20 protein-coding genes and 1 tRNA gene are annotated in these 20089 nt (G+C 66.4%); 14 read left to right on the top strand and 7 right to left on the bottom strand.

Going from position 1 to position 20089, the window contains the following annotated elements; all coding sequences use genetic code 11:
• Nucleotides 1-5: 5 nt before the first annotated feature.
• Entirely contained in the window at nucleotides 6-275 is a 270-nt protein-coding gene (locus B7Z76_RS05095) for a twin transmembrane helix small protein (protein WP_236656235.1), read from the bottom strand.
• Here B7Z76_RS05095 and B7Z76_RS05100 point away from each other — a divergent pair.
• Together B7Z76_RS05100 and B7Z76_RS05105 are read left to right on the top strand one after the other, a co-directional pair.
• Nucleotides 274-2625 carry a mechanosensitive ion channel domain-containing protein gene (locus tag B7Z76_RS05100; protein ID WP_291342541.1) on the top strand — a complete coding sequence of 784 codons (2352 nt, stop codon included), beginning with the start codon at nucleotides 274-276 and terminating at the stop codon, nucleotides 2623-2625. The genes B7Z76_RS05095 and B7Z76_RS05100 overlap by 2 nt on opposite strands.
• 52 nt (nucleotides 2626-2677) lie before the next feature.
• Nucleotides 2678-3403: a 2OG-Fe dioxygenase family protein gene (locus B7Z76_RS05105; protein WP_291342543.1), complete on the top strand. Its 726-nt coding sequence runs from the start codon at nucleotides 2678-2680 to the stop codon at nucleotides 3401-3403.
• A gap of 124 nt (nucleotides 3404-3527) precedes the next feature.
• Here B7Z76_RS05105 and B7Z76_RS05110 read toward each other — a convergent pair whose 3' ends face one another.
• A complete protein-coding gene (locus B7Z76_RS05110; protein ID WP_291342545.1) occupies nucleotides 3528-4535 on the bottom strand; it encodes a cysteine synthase A in 1008 nt (335 codons plus the stop codon).
• A 93-nt stretch (nucleotides 4536-4628) separates the two neighbouring features.
• Here B7Z76_RS05110 and B7Z76_RS05115 point away from each other — a divergent pair, with 93 nt between their 5' ends.
• The 4 genes from B7Z76_RS05115 to radC all read left to right on the top strand — a co-directional run bounded on the left by B7Z76_RS05115 (nucleotide 4629) and on the right by radC (nucleotide 8002).
• Nucleotides 4629-5039 carry a rhodanese-like domain-containing protein gene (locus B7Z76_RS05115; protein WP_174502627.1) on the top strand — a complete coding sequence of 137 codons (411 nt, stop codon included), beginning with the start codon at nucleotides 4629-4631 and terminating at the stop codon, nucleotides 5037-5039.
• A gap of 81 nt (nucleotides 5040-5120) precedes the next feature.
• The gene (locus B7Z76_RS05120; protein WP_291342547.1) at nucleotides 5121-6350 is read left to right on the top strand and encodes an MFS transporter; all 1230 of its coding nucleotides are present in this window, start codon (nucleotides 5121-5123) and stop codon (nucleotides 6348-6350) included.
• A 43-nt stretch (nucleotides 6351-6393) separates the two neighbouring features.
• Nucleotides 6394-7179: a type I methionyl aminopeptidase gene (map, locus tag B7Z76_RS05125; RefSeq protein WP_291342550.1), complete on the top strand. Its 786-nt coding sequence runs from the start codon at nucleotides 6394-6396 to the stop codon at nucleotides 7177-7179.
• 76 nt (nucleotides 7180-7255) lie between these two features.
• Nucleotides 7256-8002, top strand: coding sequence for a DNA repair protein RadC (radC, locus tag B7Z76_RS05130; protein WP_408736366.1), 747 nt, complete (start codon nucleotides 7256-7258; stop codon nucleotides 8000-8002).
• On the opposite strand, the gene B7Z76_RS05135 is transcribed toward radC, so the two are convergent.
• Nucleotides 7997-8770, bottom strand: a complete 774-nt coding sequence (locus B7Z76_RS05135) for a methyltransferase domain-containing protein (RefSeq protein ID WP_291342552.1) — start codon at nucleotides 8768-8770, stop codon at nucleotides 7997-7999. The two genes, radC and B7Z76_RS05135, sit on opposite strands and share 6 nt — an antisense overlap.
• Nucleotides 8771-8815: 45 nt before the next feature.
• On the opposite strand from B7Z76_RS05135, the gene B7Z76_RS05140 reads away from it, so the two are divergent.
• From B7Z76_RS05140 to B7Z76_RS05160, 5 genes are all read left to right on the top strand, one after another.
• The gene (locus B7Z76_RS05140) at nucleotides 8816-9541 is read left to right on the top strand and encodes a ComF family protein (protein WP_174502631.1); all 726 of its coding nucleotides are present in this window, start codon (nucleotides 8816-8818) and stop codon (nucleotides 9539-9541) included.
• A 263-nt stretch (nucleotides 9542-9804) separates the two neighbouring features.
• Complete coding sequence (gene grxC / locus B7Z76_RS05145; protein WP_174502632.1) at nucleotides 9805-10062, top strand: glutaredoxin 3; 258 nt, start codon at nucleotides 9805-9807, stop codon at nucleotides 10060-10062.
• Nucleotides 10059-10517 (top strand): DUF1178 family protein, encoded by a 459-nt coding sequence (locus B7Z76_RS05150; RefSeq protein ID WP_291342555.1) that lies wholly within the window; start codon nucleotides 10059-10061, stop codon nucleotides 10515-10517. Before grxC ends, B7Z76_RS05150 begins: the two co-directional genes overlap by 4 nt.
• An 18-nt stretch (nucleotides 10518-10535) precedes the next feature.
• Nucleotides 10536-11078 carry a gamma carbonic anhydrase family protein gene (locus B7Z76_RS05155; protein WP_291342557.1) on the top strand — a complete coding sequence of 181 codons (543 nt, stop codon included), beginning with the start codon at nucleotides 10536-10538 and terminating at the stop codon, nucleotides 11076-11078.
• 30 nt (nucleotides 11079-11108) lie between these two features.
• A complete protein-coding gene (locus tag B7Z76_RS05160) occupies nucleotides 11109-11714 on the top strand; it encodes a hypothetical protein (RefSeq protein WP_291342559.1) in 606 nt (201 codons plus the stop codon).
• Between the two features lie 130 nt (nucleotides 11715-11844).
• On the opposite strand, the gene B7Z76_RS05165 is transcribed toward B7Z76_RS05160, so the two are convergent.
• Nucleotides 11845-13269, bottom strand: a complete 1425-nt coding sequence (locus B7Z76_RS05165; protein WP_291342560.1) for a short-chain fatty acyl-CoA regulator family protein — start codon at nucleotides 13267-13269, stop codon at nucleotides 11845-11847.
• Nucleotides 13270-13485: 216 nt separating this feature from the next.
• Here B7Z76_RS05165 and aceA point away from each other — a divergent pair, with 216 nt between their 5' ends.
• Entirely contained in the window at nucleotides 13486-14871 is a 1386-nt protein-coding gene (gene aceA, locus B7Z76_RS05170; protein WP_174502637.1) for an isocitrate lyase, read from the top strand.
• Nucleotides 14872-14918: 47 nt separating this feature from the next.
• On the opposite strand, the gene B7Z76_RS05175 is transcribed toward aceA, so the two are convergent.
• Nucleotides 14919-15992: an A/G-specific adenine glycosylase gene (locus tag B7Z76_RS05175; protein WP_291342563.1), complete on the bottom strand. Its 1074-nt coding sequence runs from the start codon at nucleotides 15990-15992 to the stop codon at nucleotides 14919-14921.
• 53 nt (nucleotides 15993-16045) lie between these two features.
• Between B7Z76_RS05175 and B7Z76_RS05180 the strand changes: the two genes are divergently transcribed.
• On the top strand, nucleotides 16046-16516 hold the full coding sequence (locus B7Z76_RS05180; protein ID WP_291342565.1) for a DUF721 domain-containing protein: 471 nt from the start codon (nucleotides 16046-16048) through the stop codon (nucleotides 16514-16516).
• Between the two features lie 104 nt (nucleotides 16517-16620).
• Here the strand turns inward: B7Z76_RS05180 and polA are convergent, their stop codons facing one another.
• Together polA and B7Z76_RS16390 are read right to left on the bottom strand one after the other, a co-directional pair.
• A complete protein-coding gene (gene polA / locus B7Z76_RS05185; protein WP_291342567.1) occupies nucleotides 16621-19359 on the bottom strand; it encodes a DNA polymerase I in 2739 nt (912 codons plus the stop codon).
• A complete protein-coding gene (locus tag B7Z76_RS16390; RefSeq protein ID WP_408736367.1) occupies nucleotides 19356-19664 on the bottom strand; it encodes a zinc-finger domain-containing protein in 309 nt (102 codons plus the stop codon). The genes polA and B7Z76_RS16390 overlap by 4 nt, the downstream gene beginning before the upstream one ends.
• Nucleotides 19665-19701: 37 nt before the next feature.
• Between B7Z76_RS16390 and B7Z76_RS05195 the strand changes: the two genes are divergently transcribed.
• Nucleotides 19702-19778: transfer RNA gene (locus tag B7Z76_RS05195), tRNA-Arg, on the top strand.
• The last annotated feature ends 311 nt before the right edge of the window (nucleotides 19779-20089 follow it).

The following is a 20089-nucleotide window of genomic DNA, read 5'->3' on the forward strand; positions in this document are numbered from 1 at the left end:
GCGCGTCAGCCGGTCACGATCAGGATGACGACGAGCGCCACGGCGACGGCCTGCAGGCCGACGCGCCAGCGCATCAGCCGGTTTTGCCGGCGCGGGTCCGCACCGCGGGTCATGCCGACGGCACCCGCCAGCAGCACGGCAACCACCGCGATCATGTCGACACCAAGCACAATCAAGAGAATATCACGCATGACGAACATATAATGGGCGAAACCCGATGCCGATAGGGGGGCAGTGTTGACATCGGCCGCAATGACCCGTTTCTCCCGAACCATGGTTCGCGTCCTGACGCTCGTCATCCCGTTCCTCGCCATGCTCGTCGCCGCGATGCCGCAGGCTGCGGCGGGAAGCGTCGCGCCCGCTGCCGGCCGGAGTGCAGCCGGCGCGACCGCCGCCCCGGCCGCGCTCGCGCCGGCGCAGATCAACGCCGCGATCACCACGCTGCAGAACCCCGCACAGCGCAACGCCCTCATTGCGACACTCGAGGCGATGAAGGCAGGCAAGGCCGCGAGCCCCGCGCCCGTCGCGGCGGCGCTCGGCCTTGGCATCACCCAGAGGGCAGAAGCCTGGACGAAACAGACCCTGCAGGGCGTGGGCCGGGCGCTGAGCGATGCCACCGACGTGTCGCTGATCTGGCACTGGATCACGTTCGTCGCGACCGATTCCTGGCTCCGCCATACCGTGCTGAAGGCCTCCTGGCGCCTCGCCGTGGTCCTTGCCACATGCCTCGCGCTGGAATTTATCACCCGCCGGGCCTTGCTGAAGCCGCGCACGCGGCTCGAGCGCGGGCCAGCCAGCGCACGCGGTGGCGACAAGCCCGACGCGCCGAAAGCCAATGCCGGCATCGCCGCGGCGGAAGCCGGCGAAACCGAACACCGTCGCCGACGCCAGCCGCTGCGGCACTGGCTGCGCCGGGTTCCGCGCGCGCTTGCCCATTTCGGCCTCGAACTGGCACCCGTTCTCGTCTTCGCGCTGGCCGGCTTCGCCCTCATTTCGAGCGACATCGCCGACGACCGGGTCTCCCGCCTCGTCATCATCGCCGCGCTGGAAGCCTATATCGTCTCGCGCATCGCCATGGAGTGCCTGCGGCTGCTGTTTGCCCCGCATGCGCCGGAACTCCGGCTGACCGGCCTTGACGATGCGCGCGCGCGGTGGATCGATCGCTGGCTGCGCACGATCGTCGGCACGATCGCCTTCGGCTACGCCGCGATCGCGACCGGCGGCCTGTTCGGGCTTTATCCGGCGGCCAGCAGGGTGCTGATCAAGATCGTCTCGCTGGCGGTGCATCTGATGCTGGCGGTGATGATCCTGCAGGCGCGGAGGCCGGTCGCGGCCTTCATCCGCGGCGAGACCGCCACCACCGGGTTCACCGCGGCGCTGCGCGTCGGGTTCGCGCACACCTGGCACATACTCGCACTCTTCTACGTGATCGCCCTTTGGGTCGCCTGGGCGATCGGCATCCCGCACGCTTTCTTCATCATGCTCCGCATCGTGATCGTGCTCGGCCTGGTGACCATCATCGCGCGCGGAATCGCGGCGAGCATCGCCTCCGCCCTCGATCATGCGTTCGACGAGCGCGGCACGCTGCGCGCCCGGCATCCCGGCATGCACGCAAGGCTGCGGACCTATCTGCCGGTGCTCAAGCTGGGGGCGGCGGCGCTCGTCGCCGGGCTTGGCCTGCTGGTCACCCTGCAGCTCTGGGGCATCGGCGTGTTCGCGTGGTTCGCGGGAACCACGATCGGCCGGCAGATCGCCTCCGCCATCATCACCATCGCGACCGCGATTCTCGCCGCGCTCATCGTCTGGGAAGCCGCGAACGCGGCGCTGGAGGCGCATGCCGAACGGCTGGAGCGCCAGGGCCGCGCCGGCCGTGCCGCGCGCTACCGCACGGTGATGCCGATGCTGCGCTCCACGCTCATGGGGGCGATCCTCGTGGTGGTGACACTGGTGGTGCTCGATACGATCGGCGTCAATGTGACCCTGCTGCTCGGCGGCCTGTCCATCTTTGGCCTTGCCATCGGCTTCGGCTCGCAGAAGCTGGTGCAGGACATCATCACCGGCCTGTTCCTGCTCCTCGAAGACGCCGTCCAGGTCGGCGACTGGGTGACCCTCGCGGGCGTCTCCGGCAGCGTCGAGAAACTCTCGATCCGCACGATCCGGCTGCGCGCCGGCGACGGCTCGCTCAACGTCATCCCGTTCAGCGCGGTCAGCACGGTGTCCAATTTCTCGCGGGAATTCTCCTTCGCGCCGATCAGCGTCGGCGTCGCCTACAAGGAAGACATCGATCGGGTCTTCCAGGTGATCCGCGACGAATTCGCGACCATGCGCGCCGATCCGGACTGGGCGCCCAACATCCTCGGCGACATCGAGCTCTGGGGGCTCGACCAGTTCGGCGCCTCCTCGCTCGACATCGTCGGCCGGATGCGCACCCCTGCTGGGCAGCAGCATGCGGTGCGCCGCGAATTCAACCGCAGACTGAAGAACCGCTTCGACGCCGAGGGGATCGAGATTCCCTTCCCCTATCAGCGGCTCACCATCGATCCCGCCGAATTCCGTGCCGCATTCGGTACGCCCCCGCGTCCGGCCAGCCCGCCACACCTCGACCCCGCGCCAGGGAATGGCTGAGTTTACCTCCGCGTGACCTGTTACCCGTCCGGGAACGTGTTATTTCTGGCATATGGATCCTGTTGGCACCCGCAGTGAACTCGGCCTGAACCTCGCCGCCGAAGGCTTTGCCTTTCTGCCGGGGGTTGCCCTTGACCGGATGCTCCCCGCCGAGGCCATTGCCCCTGCCGCGTGGGAGCCCTTCGCGTCGAGCTGGGACGCAATGCCGATTGATCAATACATGGCTGATGGCGGCCGCTACCGCCGCCGCCGCTTCGGCGTGTTCACCGCGGTGCCAGACCAGCCCATCCGCCGCGCCGCGCATCAGCCGCATTTCCAGACCCGCGAATACAACGCCCTGAATGGCGGGGTGGAGCGCTGGTTCGAGCCGATCCCCGACACCATCGCCAATGGCGACACGTTTCAGGCCCTGCTCGGCTTCACCCGATCCCTCTTCGAGGAACGAACGGGCAGCATCGCCTGGCATATCGAGGCGCACCAATTCAGGATCGAGGCGAATCCCGATGGCGCCGGTCTGCCCACGCCGGAGGGCATGCACCGCGACGGCGTGGATTTCGTTCTGGTCCTGATGGTCCGCCGCGAAAACATCGAGCAGGGCACCACAACGATCCACGACCTGCACGGCAACGATCTCGGCAGCTTCACCCTGACGGCAGCGCGAGATGCGGCCCTGGTTGACGACCAGCGGGTGTTTCACGGCGTGACGCCGGTCATCCCGCTCGACCCTGCGCGGGCCGCTTTCCGCGACGTGCTGGTCCTGACCTACCGAAGGGTCTGATCCGCCGCCTCACGCAATTGCGGCGTACGATCTGGCGGATCGTTCATCGCCGGTTTCCTGCCCGCATGGGGCGCTGCGTGAAGCCCCCTGCGGTTCAGCCAGCCAGCAAGACGTCAATCGTCGTTCAGGTGATCCAGGGCGGTGTCGGCAGATTTTTGCTCCGCAGGAATTCCGGGTTGAAGAGCTTCGACTGATAGCGCGACGCACCATCGCACAGGATGGTGACGATCGTATGGCCCGGTCCCATCTCGCGGGCAACGCGAATTGCCGCGGCGACGTTGATCCCGGCGGAACCGCCGATGGAAAGCCCCTCATGGATCATCAGGTCGTAAACCTGTTCAAGCATCTCCGTATCGGGCACGCGCACCGCATCATCGATCGGCGCGCCTTCCAGATTGGCGGTGACCCGGCCCTGGCCGATCCCCTCGGAAATCGACGAGCCTTCCGCCACGATCTCGCCGGTCTTGATCCATGAATGCAGCGCGCTGCCCTCGGGATCGGCGAGGACGATCCGCACGGCCGGATCATGCGCCTTCAGCGCCATGGCGACGCCGGCCAGCGTACCGCCGGTACCGCAGGCGCAGGTGAAAGCATCGATTCGTCCCCCGGTCTGCGCCCAGATTTCCGGCCCCGTCGTGCGACGATGGCCCTCGCGATTGGCGGTGTTGTCGAACTGGTTTGCCCAGCAGCCGCCCACCTCCTCGGCGATGCGCCGCGAGACGTGCACGTAATTGCCCGGATCGCGATAGGGCTTTGCCGGCACGAGGCGCAGATCGGCGCCGATCATCTGCAGGAAGTCCTTCTTCTCCTGGCTCTGCGTCTCCGGCATCACGACGATGCTGCGATAGCCGCGGGCATTGGCGACTAGCGTCAGCCCAATTCCGGTATTGCCGGCAGTTCCCTCGACGATGATACCAGGCTTGCCCGGCGTGAGCAGGCCGCGCGCCTCGGCATCCTCGACGATCGCGAGCGCCGCTCGATCCTTTACCGACCCGCCCGGATTCATGAATTCGGCCTTGCCGAGAATCTCGCACCCGGTCGCCTCCGAGGCGCGGCGCAGCCGGATCAGGGGCGTATTGCCAATGGCGCCGACAAATCCGTCGGCGATCGAGGTCGCTGCTTGCAGTGTCACGCTGTTCTGTCTCCCGTGTAACCGTCTTGCATCAGATCCGGCCGTCGGACAACAATGCCGCAACGCTATAACCGTGATGATCCGGAGGAAGATATGGTTGACGATGTGGCTCCGAAACAGGTGTGGGAAGCGCTGATGAGCAACCCGGATGCCATGCTGTGCGACGTGCGGACCAGCGCGGAATGGACCTTTGTCGGCCTTCCTGACCTGTCCCAGGCCGGCAAGCAGATCGTGCCGATCGAGTTGCAGAGCTTTCCGAGCATGCAGCACAACCCGCGTTTCCTCGACGAGATGCGGGGCGCCGGGCTGCGGCCGGAGCACCATGTGTATTTCATCTGCCGCAGCGGCGGGCGCAGCATGGCTGCCGCACGCATCGCGCAGGAGCACGGTTTCCCGCATGTCTACAACGTGCGGGACGGGTTCGAGGGCCCGCACGACCAGCGCGGCCATCGCGGCCTCGTCGCCGGCTGGAAACATGACGGGCTGCCCTGGGTGCAGAAATAGGCGCCGCTCCACCCCGGCAAGGAGGCTGACCTGCGCGGGACGGGCTGGAAAACCGTCCTGCCCTGCCGGCATTCAGGACGGATGAAGGACCCAACACCGCCGGCAGCCGCCCCGTCCCGCATCAGCCGAGGTACGCCCGCGTTTCGCCGGACCACGCTCGCGATGTTCGCCGCCGGCTTCGCGACCTTCGCCCTGATGTATTGCGTCCAGCCCCTGCTGCCGGTCTTCGCGACGGATTTCCACGTCCGCCCGGTCGCCGCGAGCCTCGCGCTCTCCCTGACCACCCTCACCCTCGCCGGCTCGCTTCTCGTCGCCAGCGCGCTCTCGGAAGCCTGGGGGCGCAAGCCGATGATGGCGACCTCGGTGATCGGCGCCGCGCTGCTGACCCTCATTTCGGCAGCCATCCCGCATTGGGGGGATTTTCTCGCGCTGCGGGCGCTGATCGGCCTCGTGCTGTCGGGCCTGCCCGCCGTCGCCATGGCCTACCTAGCGGAGGAGATCGAGCCGAGATCGATGGGTCTCGCCATGGGACTCTATGTCGGCGGCAGCGGTTTCGGCGGCATGAGCGGGCGCCTGATCGCCGGCATTCTCGCCGATGCCGCCGGGTGGCGCGCCGCCCTTGCCGGCATCGGCGCGATCGGCCTCGCCTCCGGCCTGCTGTTCATGGCGATCCTGCCCGCCTCGCGCCATTTCATCCGCCGGCCGCTATCGATCGGCGCCCTCGCGCGGAGCTACGCAGCGCATCTCGCGGACCCGGCGCTGCGCCTGCTCTATGCCGAGGGGTTCCTGTTCATGGGCGGCTTCGTGACGGTGTACAACTACATCACCTTCCGCCTGCTCGCACCGCCATTCAGCATGTCGCAGGCCGCGGTCGGCACGATCTTCACGGTCTATCTCGTCGGCGTCGGCGGCTCCGCCTGGAGCGGGCAGCTTGCCGGGCAGATCGGCAGGGCGCGCATGCTGCCGGCAGCGATCGCGCTCGAACTGGCCGGCGCGCTGCTGACCCTCTCCGGCGCGCTCTGGCTGGTCGTTCTCGGCATCGCCCTCGTCACGCTCGGGTTTTTCGCCAGCCACGCCACGGCGAGCGCCTGGGTCGGAGCGGTTGCCCGGGGCGCGCGGGCGCAGGCGGCGGCGCTCTATCTTTTTCTGTACTATCTCGGCTCCAGCCTCGCGGGCTCGCTGGGCGGCGTCGCGTGGAGCGGTGCGGGCTGGAACGGCGTTGTGGCGATGATCGCGGCAATGCTTGTTGCCGGTCTCGCGCTGTCGGTCCGGCTGGCCACCTTGCCATTGCGCCGCGCGGAAGTCATTTAACAGCGATGAAACTCAAAGCGGTCAACCCGGCGGAGTGCGGCTGATGGACGGCGGATCCGAACAGCGGCAGATCACGATCCACAAACCCGAGGATTTCGCGCCCATGCGCGCGGCCGGCGGGCTCGCGGCCGAAGTGCTCGACATGGTCGGCGCGCATGTCCATCCCGGTATCTCGACGGGTGAGATCGACCGGATCTGCCACGATTACATCGTTGCTCGTGGCGCCATCCCGGCACCGCTGAACTATCGCGGCTTCCCGAAATCGACCTGCATCTCTATCAACCATGTCGTCTGCCACGGCATCCCCGGCGACCGGGTGCTGATGGATGGGGATATCCTCAATATCGACATCACCGTGATTCTCGATGGCTGGCACGGCGATTCGAGCCGGATGTATATCGCCGGCACGGCGCCGACCAAGGCCCGCCGCCTGATCGACGTCACTTACAACTCCCTGCTGGAAGGCATCCGCGTGGCCAGGCCCGGCGCGCATTTCGGCGATATCGGCCATGCCATCCAGACCTATGTCGAGGCGCAACGTTTCTCGGTGGTGCGGGATTTCTGCGGCCACGGTATCGGCCGCCGGTTCCACGAGCCGCCGAACGTGCTGCATTTCGGCCGCAAGGGCGACGGCCCCGAATTGCGGCCAGGCATGTTCTTCACCATCGAGCCCATGGTCAATGCGGGTCGCCCAGAAGTGAAGGTGCTCGACGATGGCTGGACCGCCGTCACGCGGGACCGCAGCCTGTCAGCGCAGTTCGAGCACATGATCGGCATCACCGAAACCGGATGCGAGGTGTTCACCCTTGCCGCCGGCGAGACGATCTGACCGGCAGGGCGGAAAGCGGCTTTTCAAGACCATTCGAATATGACAATCTCAGGTTGTGATTCCTTCTGGAGATTCGTTGCGCGAACCGGCCGCCCAGCCGGATCTTCTGCAGGATGAGGTCTCCTCACGGCACGGGGAACCAAACCCAGGTGCCCACGGCGCGGCCGGCCACCGTTCACGGCTGCGGGCGCGCCTGCTGAAAGCAGGACCGGACGCGCTGGCGGACCATGAAATCCTCGAAATGCTGCTGTTTCTTGCCGTCCCCCGGCGGGATACCAAGCCGGTGGCGAAGGAACTCATCCGGCATTTCGGCTCCTGCGCGGGCGCCATCGCCGCACCGGCCGAGGCGCTGCGCGGTGTCGAGGGGCTGGGCGAGGCCGGTGCCGCCGCTCTCAAGCTCGTCCAGGCCGCAGCGCTCCGCCTCACCAGGGCGGAAATCACCTACCGGCCGGTCCTGAACCACTGGGACAGGCTGATCGAATACCTCACCGCCGTCCTCGCCCGTGAAAAGACCGAACAGGTCCGCGTGCTGTTTCTCGATCAGCGCAACCGGTTGATCGCCGACGAGGTGCTCGCGCACGGCACGGTGAACCATGCCCCGGTCTATCCGCGGGAAATGATGCGCCGGGCGCTCGAACTGCATGCAACGGCGCTCATCCTCGTGCATAACCACCCGAGCGGCGATCCCACCCCGTCAGAAGAGGACGTGGCGATGACCCGAGAGATCAAGCAGGCGGCGGCGACACTTTCGGTCGTGCTGCACGACCACCTGATCATCGGCAACGGAAGGTGGATCAGCCTGAAGCGGCTCGGCCTGTTATGATCCCCAGCCGGTGATCACGCCCATGGGCCATTCGAGCCGCAGCCGGCCATCGGCATCCGCGATTGCCGCCAGCGCCATCGGAAACAGCGCGCGCGGCGGGCAGCGGCGCGAACGGTCGCGCAGCGCGTTGGTCTCCCCGGCATCCCTGAGATCGCGAAGCAGGTCGAGCGGGGCGGCGTATTCGAGACGCACGGTTTCCCGCTCGGCAACCGGCAGGGCGAACCCCGCCCGCTGCATCAGCCCGGCAGCATCGGCGAGCGTGGTGAAGGGCGAGATCCGCGGCGAAGCCCCCGCGGCGAGACGGTCCTCCGCATCGATCAGGGCGACCCGCAAGTCCCCGAGCGTGCCGAGCAAAGGAAGGCTAGCGATGAACAGCCCTTCCCGGCTCAGCGCGCGGCGCAGCTGGATCAGCGCCCCTGGCAGATCGTTCACCCAGTGCAGCGAAAGATGCGCGACGATGAGGTCGAAACACCCCTCGCCAAAGGGGAGATATTCCGGATCGGCGGCAACCCCGCCGCTCCCGGCCAGCAGCGCCGGGGCGACATCGGCAGTGATCACCTCCAGCCCGCGCGCCGCCAGCAGCGGAGCCACGGCGCCGCGCCCGCCGAAATCGAGTGCCCGGCGAAACTGGCGCCCGGTATCGTCCAGCCGGTCGAGCACCCGCACCGCAAGCTCGTCGAGCACCGGCCTGACCCGCGCGAGGCGGTGCGCCGCGCGGCTGCGGTGCATGGCAACGGCCCTGCGGTCGAAGATATCGATATCGCTCATGCCCCCACTTGTGCCGCTTTTGCGCCAGCCGGCAAAGAGCCGCCGATGCTGAGGCAGTTCGCCCGCGCGACGCTTGATCTCCTGCTGCCACCGCATTGCCTCGCCTGCGACGAGGAGGTGTCGGCCGAGGGCGTATTTTGTACGTCCTGCTTCGGCGCGGCGCGGTTCATCACCGGCCCGGTCTGCGGCAAGTGCGGGCTGCCGCTCGAAGACCCGGCCCCGCTCTGCACCGGGTGCGACTGGGCGCCGCCGGCGTTCCGCGCCGCGCGGGCCGCGCTGGTCTACAACGATGCCGCCCGACGGCTGATCCTGCCCTTCAAATATGCCGACCGGCCGGAGCGCGCCGCGGGACTGGCACGGCTTCTGCTCCGTCCCGGCGCCCCCCTGCTCGCCCGCGCCGATCTGCTGGTGCCGGTGCCGCTGCACCGCACCCGGCTCGCGCGGCGGGGCTACAACCAGGCGGGATTGCTGGCCCGCGCGCTCGGCCGGATGACCGGGCGGGACACGCTGATCGACGGTCTGGTCCGCCTGCGGGCGACGCCGCCGCTCTCCGAACTCGACCAGTTCGGCCGGGAGCAGGCGATGAAGAACGCGATCGGCGTGCGCAAAGGAAGGGCGGCGCAGTTCGCTGGGCGCACGGTGCTGCTGATCGACGACATCCTCACAACCGGGGCCAGCGCATCGGCCTGTGCCGAGGCGCTGCTCGCCGCAGGTGCTGCGGCGGTGGATGTGCTGGCCCTCGCCCGCGTTGCAACGCAGGACGGCGAGTAAAGTCGTTTTTCGATCCTTCCGGATCGACGGCATTGCTCTATAATATTGATAATAAAATATATTTTACCGATCGGGTGATGGTACCCCACCTCAAGCCGCTGTAGAGCATCTTTATCCGATCAGCTGATCGGATAAAGATGCTCTAGTTATCAACAAGATAGAGCACGACATCCGATCCTGATGGATCCGAACGTGCTCTAAGACTTCCGCAACCGTCTTGCGATAAACTCCGTCTTGCGTATGTGAAGGATCGGAGACAACACATGCCGAAAATCGAAATCTACACCCAGGCCTTCTGTCCCTATTGCAGCCGCGCGGTAAGCCTTCTGCGCCAGAAGGGATTTGCCTTCACCGAGATCGACGCACCTCGCGGTTCCGCCGCGCGCCGCGAAGCTATCGAGCGATCCGGCGGCGGCACCACCGTGCCGCAGATCTTCATCGACGACCGGCCGATCGGCGGTTGCGACAATCTGGTCGAACTGGAGCGGACCGGCCGGCTCGATCCGCTGCTGTCGGCATGATCCACTATCAGCTGCGCTGCGGCTGCGGCCATGAATTCGATGGCTGGTTCGCGAGCAGCGAGAGTTTCGACCGCCAGGCAAAGCGCCGCCTGCTGAACTGCCCGCGCTGTGGCGGGGACGATGTCGGCCGTGCATTGATGGCCCCGCGGATCGCCAAGGCCGTGGCTGCCGAAACCGCCCCGGCACAGCCGCCGGCGAAGGCGACGCAATCGACCGCCGTCGCCGGCCGCATGCCGGACGAGCTCCGTGCCACCCTGGCCAGCTTGCGGCGCGAGGTCGAGGCGCGATGCGATTTCGTGGGGGACGAGTTCGCCGCCGAGGCGCGCCGCATCCACCATGGCGAGGCACCGGCCCGCGGCATCTACGGCGCGGCGACCGAGGCTGAATCCGAAGCGCTGGCGGACGAGGGGATCGAATTTGCGAAAATTCCCTGGGTGCCGCTTGCAGACAGCTGAACCGGGAGAGAAAGCCCCATGCGCCACGATCAGCCGGCCCTCTTTGAGCTCGACGGCATACGCCCGGAGATCGACCCGGATGCCTGGGTGGCTCCCGGCGCTGTCCTGATCGGCGCCGTGCGGATCGCTGCCGGGGCGAATATCTGGTTCAACTGCACCCTGCGCGCTGACAATAACGACATTACGGTCGGGCCACGCACCAACATCCAGGATGGCACGGTCGTCCACGTCAATGCCGGCGAGCGCTTCGCCGCGCGAATCGGCGCGGATGTCACCATCGGTCATGCCGCCGTCATCCATGCCTGTACACTTGAGGACCGAGCCTTCGTCGCGATGGGCGCCGTGGTGCTGGATGGCGCGGTGATCGAGGAGGGCGGCGTCCTCGCGGCGCATTCCCTGCTCGCCCCCGGCAAACGAATCGGCCGCAACGAGCTGTGGATGGGGTCGCCGGCCCGCTTCGTTCGTATCATGTCCGATGAGGAGCGCAGCCGTTTCGACCAGACCGCTCCGCATTACGTCGAACTGGCCGAGCGGTTCCGCAAGGGACTGCGCCCGGCCTGATCGGGCTCGCGCCATTGTCGAGGCACCGTCATGAACCAGACTCTCCGCTCGCCCCACACGTTCCGCTCCGCCCTTGCCCTCGCGCTGCTCGGCCTGAGCCTTGCCGGCTGCGCGCTGGTCACACCACCGCCATCGACAGGATATCTGCCTGCAAATGCGTTCGATGGCCGGGTGACCGGCGAAGACCCCGCGATCGCCGCAACCAACGAGGCGCGCTGGGCCTTCTCGCATCCCGCGGCGATGCAGGGGCGACCGGCCGAAATGGCGCTCGCCGCCGCCTCGCTCGATGCGATGGCAGGCCAGTTCTCCACGGTCGGCCGCTGGCTCGGCATGAACAACCTCACCAAGCTCCAGATGCTGCACGCCCGCAAGGTTGTGCGCGCAGAACTGGGGATCCGGCCTGACGCCCCCTCGCAGACAGTGATCGACGCGCTGGTCACGATCAGCCTCGACCTCCGCCATGGCGACCGCAAGGCGGCCCTCGCCGCCGCGAATGGTTCGGAATTCACCCTTCCGCCGCGCCGCACGCTCGCGATTCTCGCGCATTTCCCAGCCACTCCCGTCGCCGAACGAGCAACCGCGGCCGCCAGCCGCGATCTCTATCCGGGCGGATCGCCGCCATTTTTCACCCGCTGAACCGCGACTGCGGAAATTTCCGGAAACATCGCGGGCGCAGGCTTGCAACGAGATGTCGGCACGGCGCCGGGCGTAAGAGGGGATAGAACGCCAAACGGCCAGGAACCGTCTGGTAACCCTCGTTCTGTGTCTATGTCCCTGCCCCGGACGTCCGGCTTCCGCCCCCGGCCGGCTCGAAACGATAGGGGCTGGCGCTGGTGGTCGATACGTCGAGCGACAGGCGGTGGGCCAGTGGCGGAAAGGCGCGCGAGCGGCATTCCGGCCGGTCGCAGAGCCGGCATGACAGCCCGATCCCGACTGCTGCCCGGTCGAGATCGATCCCGTCGGCATAAACCACCTCACCGGCCCGGCCGATATCGCATCCCATCGCTACCACGCGCGTTGCCGGCGGCTCGCCCCAATGCGCCGGCGATGAGGTGATGGTGCGCGCGAAGCACAGATAGGTGACGCCGTCAGGCAGCTGCGCCACCTGCACCCGCACGCTGCCGGGCGTGGCGAAGGCTGAATGCACGATCCAGCGCGGGCAGTTGCCGCCATAGCGGGCGAAGGGAAACCCCGCCGCCGAGAACCGCTTCGAGACATTCCCCGCCGGATCGACCCGCAGGAAAAAGAACGGCACCCCGCGCGCCCCCTGGCGTTGCAGCGCCGAAAGCCGGTGGCAGGCCTGTTCAAACGAAACGCCGAAGCGCATTGCCAAATGCTCGACATCGTGACGCAGCTCCGACGCCGCCCCCAGAAACGGGGCATAGGGCATCAACACCGCGCCGGCGAAATAATTGATCAAGCCGATCCGCAGCAATTCGCCCGCATCGCGGGTGGTGAGCGTGGCGCGCCGGACGATCTCCTCGATCAGTTCGCGCGCCTCGATCAGGCCAAGCTGGAAGGCCATCTGAAAGCCCCTGCTCTCCCGCGGCAGCGTTTCGGAGAGTACGAGCTGCCGCCGCGCCGGGTCGAAGACCCGCAGCGCCCCCGGCAGCGGTGCGACGGACACGACGAGCCCGTGCTTGTGCCGGAGCCGCTCCGCGAGCGCATGGTTCATGCCCAGCGTTGCCGCCGGCAATTCCGCTCCCAGCGCCTCGGCCGCTGCCTCGAGCTCGGGGAAATGATTTGCATGTTCATGAAAGAAATCCCGCACTTCCTCGTTCGGCAGCAGGATCTTTCGCCCCGAGGGCAGCGTGATGCCGCCGGTCTCCTCCCGCACCGCCTGGTACGCGCGGTAAAGCCCCAGCACGGCCTGCGCCGCCGCCGGTGCCGAGACTGCAATGAGCTGGGCCTCCGAGTCCGGCACCTGCTCGCTGCCGATCAGCGGGTCGGCGAACGCCTCGCGCAGCGCCTGTTCCATCTGCCGTTCATCAGAGCCTGACAACGCTGCCAGATCCACTTGCAGCGTTTCGGTCAGCTTGATCAGCAGTGCTGCGGTAATGCCCCGCTGATCATGCTCGATGAGGTTGAGATAGGACGTTGAAATCCCGAGCCGCGCCGCAAGTTTCTGCTGCGTCAGCCCCTGTTCCTGACGCAGGCGGCGGACGATGCGGCCAATCAGCGGCTTGGACATGCGGGCACTCCATGACAACGGGCGATATTTTTCATGTTTTACATATTGTAAAACTTTACAGTCAATACCGCCACCTCTTTCATCATTTTATGCCATTTTCGCCGGTGACTTTCGCGCGTGCAGCGTAAATAATTCACCTACGGACGCTACCGGACTGCAAGATCACGGCGCCCTCAGACGCCGCCACAACATGCCGAAAGGCGCAAAGGAGAGACCATGTCGAACTTCCCCTCCCCGACCCATTCCCCCGAAGGCCTGCCGGGCGGTCTCTCCGTAGCGCCCGACCGGTTCGATGGCATCCGCCGCGACTACACCCAGGCTGAAGTCGATAAACTCGCGGGCTCCTTCCGCGTGCGCCACACCCTCGCCGAGATGGGCGCCAATCGCCTGTGGCACCTGCTGAAGACCGAGCCCTACGTGAACACGCTCGGTGCCCTCACCGGCAATCAGGCGATGCAGCAGGTCAAGGCCGGCCTGAAGGCCATCTATCTCTCCGGCTGGCAGGTCGCCGCCGATGCGAACCTTTCGGGCGAAATGTATCCCGACCAGTCGCTCTACCCGGTGAACTCGGTGCCGATGGTGGTCCGGCGCATCAATTCCGCGCTGCGCCGCGCCGACCAGATCGCCCGGATGGAAGGCGACACATCGCAACACTGGATGGCGCCGATCATTGCCGATGCCGAGGCCGGATTCGGTGGCGCGCTGAACGCCTATGAGCTGATGAAGGCCATGATCGAGGCCGGCGCCGCGGGCGTGCATTTCGAGGACCAGCTCGCCTCCGAAAAGAAGTGCGGCCATCTCGGCGGCAAGGTTCTGGTCCCGATCGCCCAGCATATCCGCACCCTGACCGCCGCCCGCCTCGCCGCCGATGTCGAAGGTGTGCCGACCGTGCTGCTCTGCCGCACCGACAGCCACGCCGCCCAGTTGCTGACCGCCGATGTCGACGAGCGCGACCGCCCCTTCATCAGCGGCGAGCGTACGGCCGAGGGTTTCTACCGCATCAAGCCGGGCATTGGCGTCGAATACGCGATCGCCCGCTCCCTCGCTTACGCCCCCTATGCCGACCTGCTCTGGTGGGAAACCTCCGAGCCGAACCTTGAGGAGGCCCGCCAGTTCGCCGAGGCGATCCACAAGCAGTTCCCCGGCAAGATGCTCGCCTATAACTGCTCACCGAGCTTCAACTGGCGCAAGAAGCTCTCCCCGGAGAAGATCGAGAGCTTCCAGCGCGAGATCGGCGCGATGGGCTACAAGTTCCAGTTTGTCACCCTCGCCGGCTTCCACTCGCTGAACTACTCGATGTTCCAACTCGCCAAGGGCTACGCCGAGCGCGGCATGGGTGCCTATTCGGAACTGCAGCAGGCAGAGTTCGCCGCCGAGAAGGATGGCTACACCGCCACACGGCACCAGCGCGAAGTCGGCACCTCCTATTTCGACGCGGTGGCGATGGCGGTCAGCGCCGGCAAGGCCTCGACCACGGCCATGGCGGGCAGCACCGAGACCGAGCAATTCCACGATCAGGACGATGAAGCGGGCCATTACCACGATCATGACGATGGCCTGGTGCATCACCACAGCTGGGCGGTCAGTTCCCCCGACCGCTGAACCTTTCCCCCGTGGTGCCGGCGCCAGCCGGCATCCGTTCTGTCACCTTACCCCGGACCTCTTGGCCCGGGGTTTTTTCTGCCAGTGTCATCATCGCCGAGTGCCGCGAGCCCGGCATCCAGCGCCTTGCGCATGACCGTCGGAAGCGGCGTCTCCGGCGACTTTGCCTCGAGGTCCGGCGGCAGTTTGGGCACTTCTGCCGCGAGTACCAGCAGCCGTAATTCGAAATGGGTGAAGACGTGCCCGATGCTCCCGGCATCGACCCAGTCTGCCGCGCAAGGCGGATCGGCCCGTCCCGGCGCCGCTTCGAAACCGGTTCCCGGCAGTTCGAGCATGCCGCCCAGCAGCCCGCGCGGCGGTCTCCGACGCAGGCCGATCGCGCCGCTCCGGTCCCGCATCACGAAAACCGTGCCATGCCGCATTGGCCGCGCCGCCCGCCGCGCCTTGCGTGGCAACTCGGCCGCGATCGCCCTTGCCTGTGCAGCGCACCCCTCGCGCCAGGGGCAGATCATGCAGGACGGGTTGCGCGGCGTGCATATCGTGGCGCCCAGATCGAACAGCGCCTGCGCGAAATCGCCCGGGCTGGCGCAGGCCGCATCCTGCGCGCCGAGACGGGAAGCTGCGGTGGCGATCTCCGCCTTCGCCGCCGGCAGCGGAGTCTCGATCGCGAAAATTCTTGCGGCGACACGTTCGACATTGCCATCCACCGGCACGACCGGCAGGCCGAAGGCAATGGCGCCGACTGCCGCCGCCGTGTACGGACCGATTCCCGGCAGGTTGTGCAGCCCCTCCAGCGTCGCCGGAAATCCGCCCGCAGCGGTGACCGCGCGGGCGCAGCGGATAAGGTTGCGTGCCCGCGCATAATAGCCAAGCCCAGCCCACAGGCCGAGAATGTCCTCATCCGCCGCCGCCGCCAGCTCGCCGATCGTGGGGTAACGCTCGATGAACCTGTGGAAATACGGTATCACCGTCGCGACGACGGTCTGCTGGAGCATGATTTCGCTCAGCCAGACGTGATACGGATCGGGACGGACTCCCGGGGCAGCCCGCCACGGCAGGACGCGCCGATGAACATGATACCAGCGGAGCAGACGATCAGCTGATGGCGGCGACACACTCACGCGACACTCCCCCGCGCCCGACCCGGTCGCACAAGGCAGCGGATGGCGGAAACTTGGCGAAGCCTCGCCCGGTCGCGCCGGAGCCGCCGCGCCACAGCGCCCCGCGGGGCATTTCGGCCCTGCTGGCGCCTGTGCTGTGCCCGGTCCTTGCCCGGCGGGGGGCCGTTCTCGGCACGCTGATCGCCGATTGGCCCGACATCGCCGGGCCCGACATCGCATCCCGCAGCCAGCCCACGAAATTCGCTGCCGGAACGCTGACCCTTGGCTGCGCCGGCCCCGACGCGCTGGCCTTGCAACACCTTGCGCCAGTATTGATCGGCAAGATTAATCTCGCCCTCGGTGGCGCGCCGGTGCAACGGCTGCGCTTCACCGACATGACAGTCCCCGCGCCCATCCGCCGCGCAGCGCCTGCCTCGGTAACCCAGGCGCCACCTCCCGCAGGGCTGCCGGATGGAGATCTCGGCGACGCCCTCGCGAGACTGCATCGCGGCCTCCAGCGGCAGCGTCCCGGAAATCGCACCTAGAGCATTATCCGATCGGACAAGGACGCTGCGATGATCGACACGACAGCGCACTACAGCCGATCCATCGGGGTCGGGAGGCGCACTGGATGGCAATCCATCCGCACTCAGTGCGCGTCCGACCAGTTGGAACCGATCCCGGTTTCCACCAGCAAGGGCACCGAAAGTGTGGCAGCCCCCTGCATCACCTCCCGCGCCAGCGAGGCCATTGCCTGCGCCTGGTCGATCGGCATTTCGAAGACGAGTTCATCATGCACCTGGAGCAGCATCACCGCCTCCAGCCCGGCATCGCGAATCGCCGCCGGCAGCCGCACCATCGCCCGCTTGATGATGTCCGCGGCGCCGCCCTGCAATGGCGCATTGATCGCCTGCCGCTCGGCATAGCCCCGCCGTGCCGGGTTTTTCTCGGCGATGCCGGGAACATAGCAACGCCGGCCGAACGGTGTCAGCACATACCCGTGGGTGCGTGCGAATTCGGCCGTTTCGTTCATGTAGCGCCGGATTTCCGGATAGCGGGCGAAATAGGCGTCGATATAGCGCTTCGCCTCGCCGTTCTCGATGCCGAGCTGGCGGGCGAGGCCGAAGGCGGAAATGCCGTAGATGATGCCGAAATTGATCGCCTTGGCGCGGCGCCGCACCATCGGATCCATCCCCTCCATCGGCAGGCCGAACACTTCGGCGGCCGTGCGGGCATGGATATCCTCGCCTTTGGCGAAACTCTCCTTCAGCGCCGGAATATCGGCGACATGCGCCAGCAGGCGCAGCTCGATCTGCGAATAATCCGCCGAGACCAGCGCCTTGCCGGGGGCGGCAATGAAGGCGCGGCGGATACGCGCCCCCTCGCTGGTGCGAATCGGGATGTTCTGCAGGTTAGGCTCGTTGGACGAAAGCCGGCCCGTCGTCGTGATGGCCTGGGAGAAGCTGGTATGGACCCGCTGATCCCCGATATCGATCTCGCCCACCAGCGCGTCGGCATAGGTGGATTTTAGTTTCTGCAGCTGCCGCCATTCCAGCACCGCCGCAAGATCCTCGAGCACCGCCGCATCGGTGCCCCATGCCCCGGTCTTGGTCCGCTTGCCGCCCGGCAGGCCCATCTCGTCGAACAGGATCTCGCCGAGTTGCTTTGGGCTGCCCGGGTTGAACGCACGGCCGGCGAGCCGCTCGATGTCGCGTTGAATGTCGTCCATCCGCCGGGCAAACTCGGCCGACATCGACTCGAGATCTCCACGATCGACCATGATGCCGGCGCGTTCCATGGCGAGCAGCACATTGAGCAGCCGGCGCTCGATCGTCTCGTAAAGCCCGAGCCCTCCCTCCGCGCGCAGGCGGGGCCGCAGCAGCATCCAGAGCCTGAGGGTGATGTCGGCATCCTCGGCGGCATAGGCCGTGGCGCGGTCGATCGGGACGGCGGCAAAGGAAATCCGGTTGCGCCCGGTGCCCGTTACCTCGTCATAGGATACCGGCTGATGATCGAGATGCAGATCCGATAACTCGTCCATGCCATGCCCATGCCGTCCGGCGCCGAGCGTATAGGAGAGCAGCATCGTGTCATCGACCGGCGCGGCATCCGCAAGCCCGCAACCGGCCAGAATGTGAATGTCGAACTTCGCGTTGTGAAAAATCTTCAGGATCGCCGGATCGGCAAGCACCGGCGCCATCCGCCCGACCACCAGGCTCCGCGGCAGCTGCGCCCCATCCTCGTGCCCGAGCGGGATATAGGCAGCCCGGCCTGGCGCGGTCGCCACTGAAATCCCCACGAGTTTCGCATGACGGGGGTTGAGGCCGGTGGTTTCGGTATCGATGGCGAAATATCCGGTCTGCCGTATCTCGGCGATCCAGCGGTCAAGCTCGGCCTCGTCATCGATCGTGACATAAGGCCCGAAGGACGCATCGGTCGCAACGGGCGCAGTTGCCGGTCCGGCGGGCGGATCGGGCGCATCGCCCCTCGCCGCCGCGGCGAGCCGCTCGCCGTTCCGCCGTGCCACCCCATCGAGCCCAAGGCGTGCCTTGATGCTTCTGAAACCCTGGGAATCGAGGAAATCGTTGAGATCCCCGTCATGCAGCGGCGCAACCACCAGATCGTCAACCGGCAGTGGCAGTGGGACATCCCGCCGCAATTCCACCAGCCGGCGTGAAATCCGGGCGTCTTCGGCATGAGCGACGAGCGAATCGCGCCGCTTGGAAGGCTTCATGGCCCCGCTCGCCGCCGCGGCGAGGATGGCCTCCAGATCGCCGAATTCGGCAATCAACTGCGCCGCCCCCTTTGGCCCGATCCCCGGCACGCCCGGAACGTTGTCGACCGTGTCGCCCATCAGGGCCTGCGCATCGACCATCTGCTCCGGTCTGACGCCATACTTTGCAATCACGTCTGCCGGCCCGATCGGCGTGGACTTGATGGGATCGAGCATCGAAACGCGGTCATCAAGCAGTTGCATCAGATCCTTGTCGGACGAGACGATGACCGTCTCGCCGCCCATCCGCTTCATCGCTTCGGCATAGCTGGCGATCAGATCGTCCGCCTCGACCCCCTCAAGCTCGATCGCCGGCACCGCGAAGGCGCGCGTCGCCTCGCGCACAAGGGCGAATTGCGGCACGAGTTCCTCGGGCGGCTCCGGACGATGCGCCTTGTATCTGGGATCTATCTCGTTGCGGAATGTAGTGCGACCAGCATCGAAAATCACGGCGAGGTGCGTCCCGGAATGCTCCTTGAGCAGCCGCGCCAGCATATTGCAGAAGCCAAACACCGCGTTGACGGGCGTGCCATCGTCGCGGGTCATCGGCGGCAAGGCGTGGAAAGCCCGGAAAATGAAGCCCGAGCCGTCAACCAAGACAAGCCGCTGCGTCAATGTCCGGCGCCCGGTCTTGCATCTCCGGCCAGGCGGTAATGGCGGGAGCAATAAGGACAGGTGATCTCACTGCCCTCGATCTTCAGATAAATCCTCGGGTGCCCCAGCGGCCCGCCGCCGCCATCACACGCAACCACCCGCTCATGCACGAGGATTGTCTCCAGGCTAGTCGCATCCCTTGTATCGGACATGAGTTCCTCTCGCACAGCAAACCGTTGCACGGAGAATATCGCCAAAATGCACCGCTGCCTATCGTTGCCACAGGTGGCTCCCGTGCAACCACACAGTTCAGCGCCAACAGGCATTGAGCCCCAGGCCGATCCGCGCTATGCGAAGTTTATTGGACCCGTAGCTCAGCTGGATAGAGCGTTGCCCTCCGAAGGCAAAGGTCGCGCGTTCGAATCGCGCCGGGTCCGCCAGTTTTTCCAATGGCTTATGAGACTTTCCCACAAGCCGAAAAATCCGCCCGATACCAGCCTGATACTACCAGCACCGGATCATGGGCCTTTTCGGCCTCATTATCACGGTTGCGTGATCGTCTCCGCCGCCCTCGATTCGCCGGGCGGGGATTAGGCAAGCAATACGCATACACGCACGCGCGTAGGGGTTGCGGCATGTTGCGGCGGTGACAGGCTCACTTGTGGACTGTCGCACGTGGTGCAGCACCGGAAGCCTCGCCCCGCTACCTACGAACGCCACCATGCCCAGCAGGCGAGGCATAATCCCGTTT

This window comes from Acidiphilium sp. 20-67-58 (assembly GCF_002255515.1).
In the GTDB taxonomy this organism is placed as follows: domain Bacteria; phylum Pseudomonadota; class Alphaproteobacteria; order Acetobacterales; family Acetobacteraceae; genus Acidiphilium.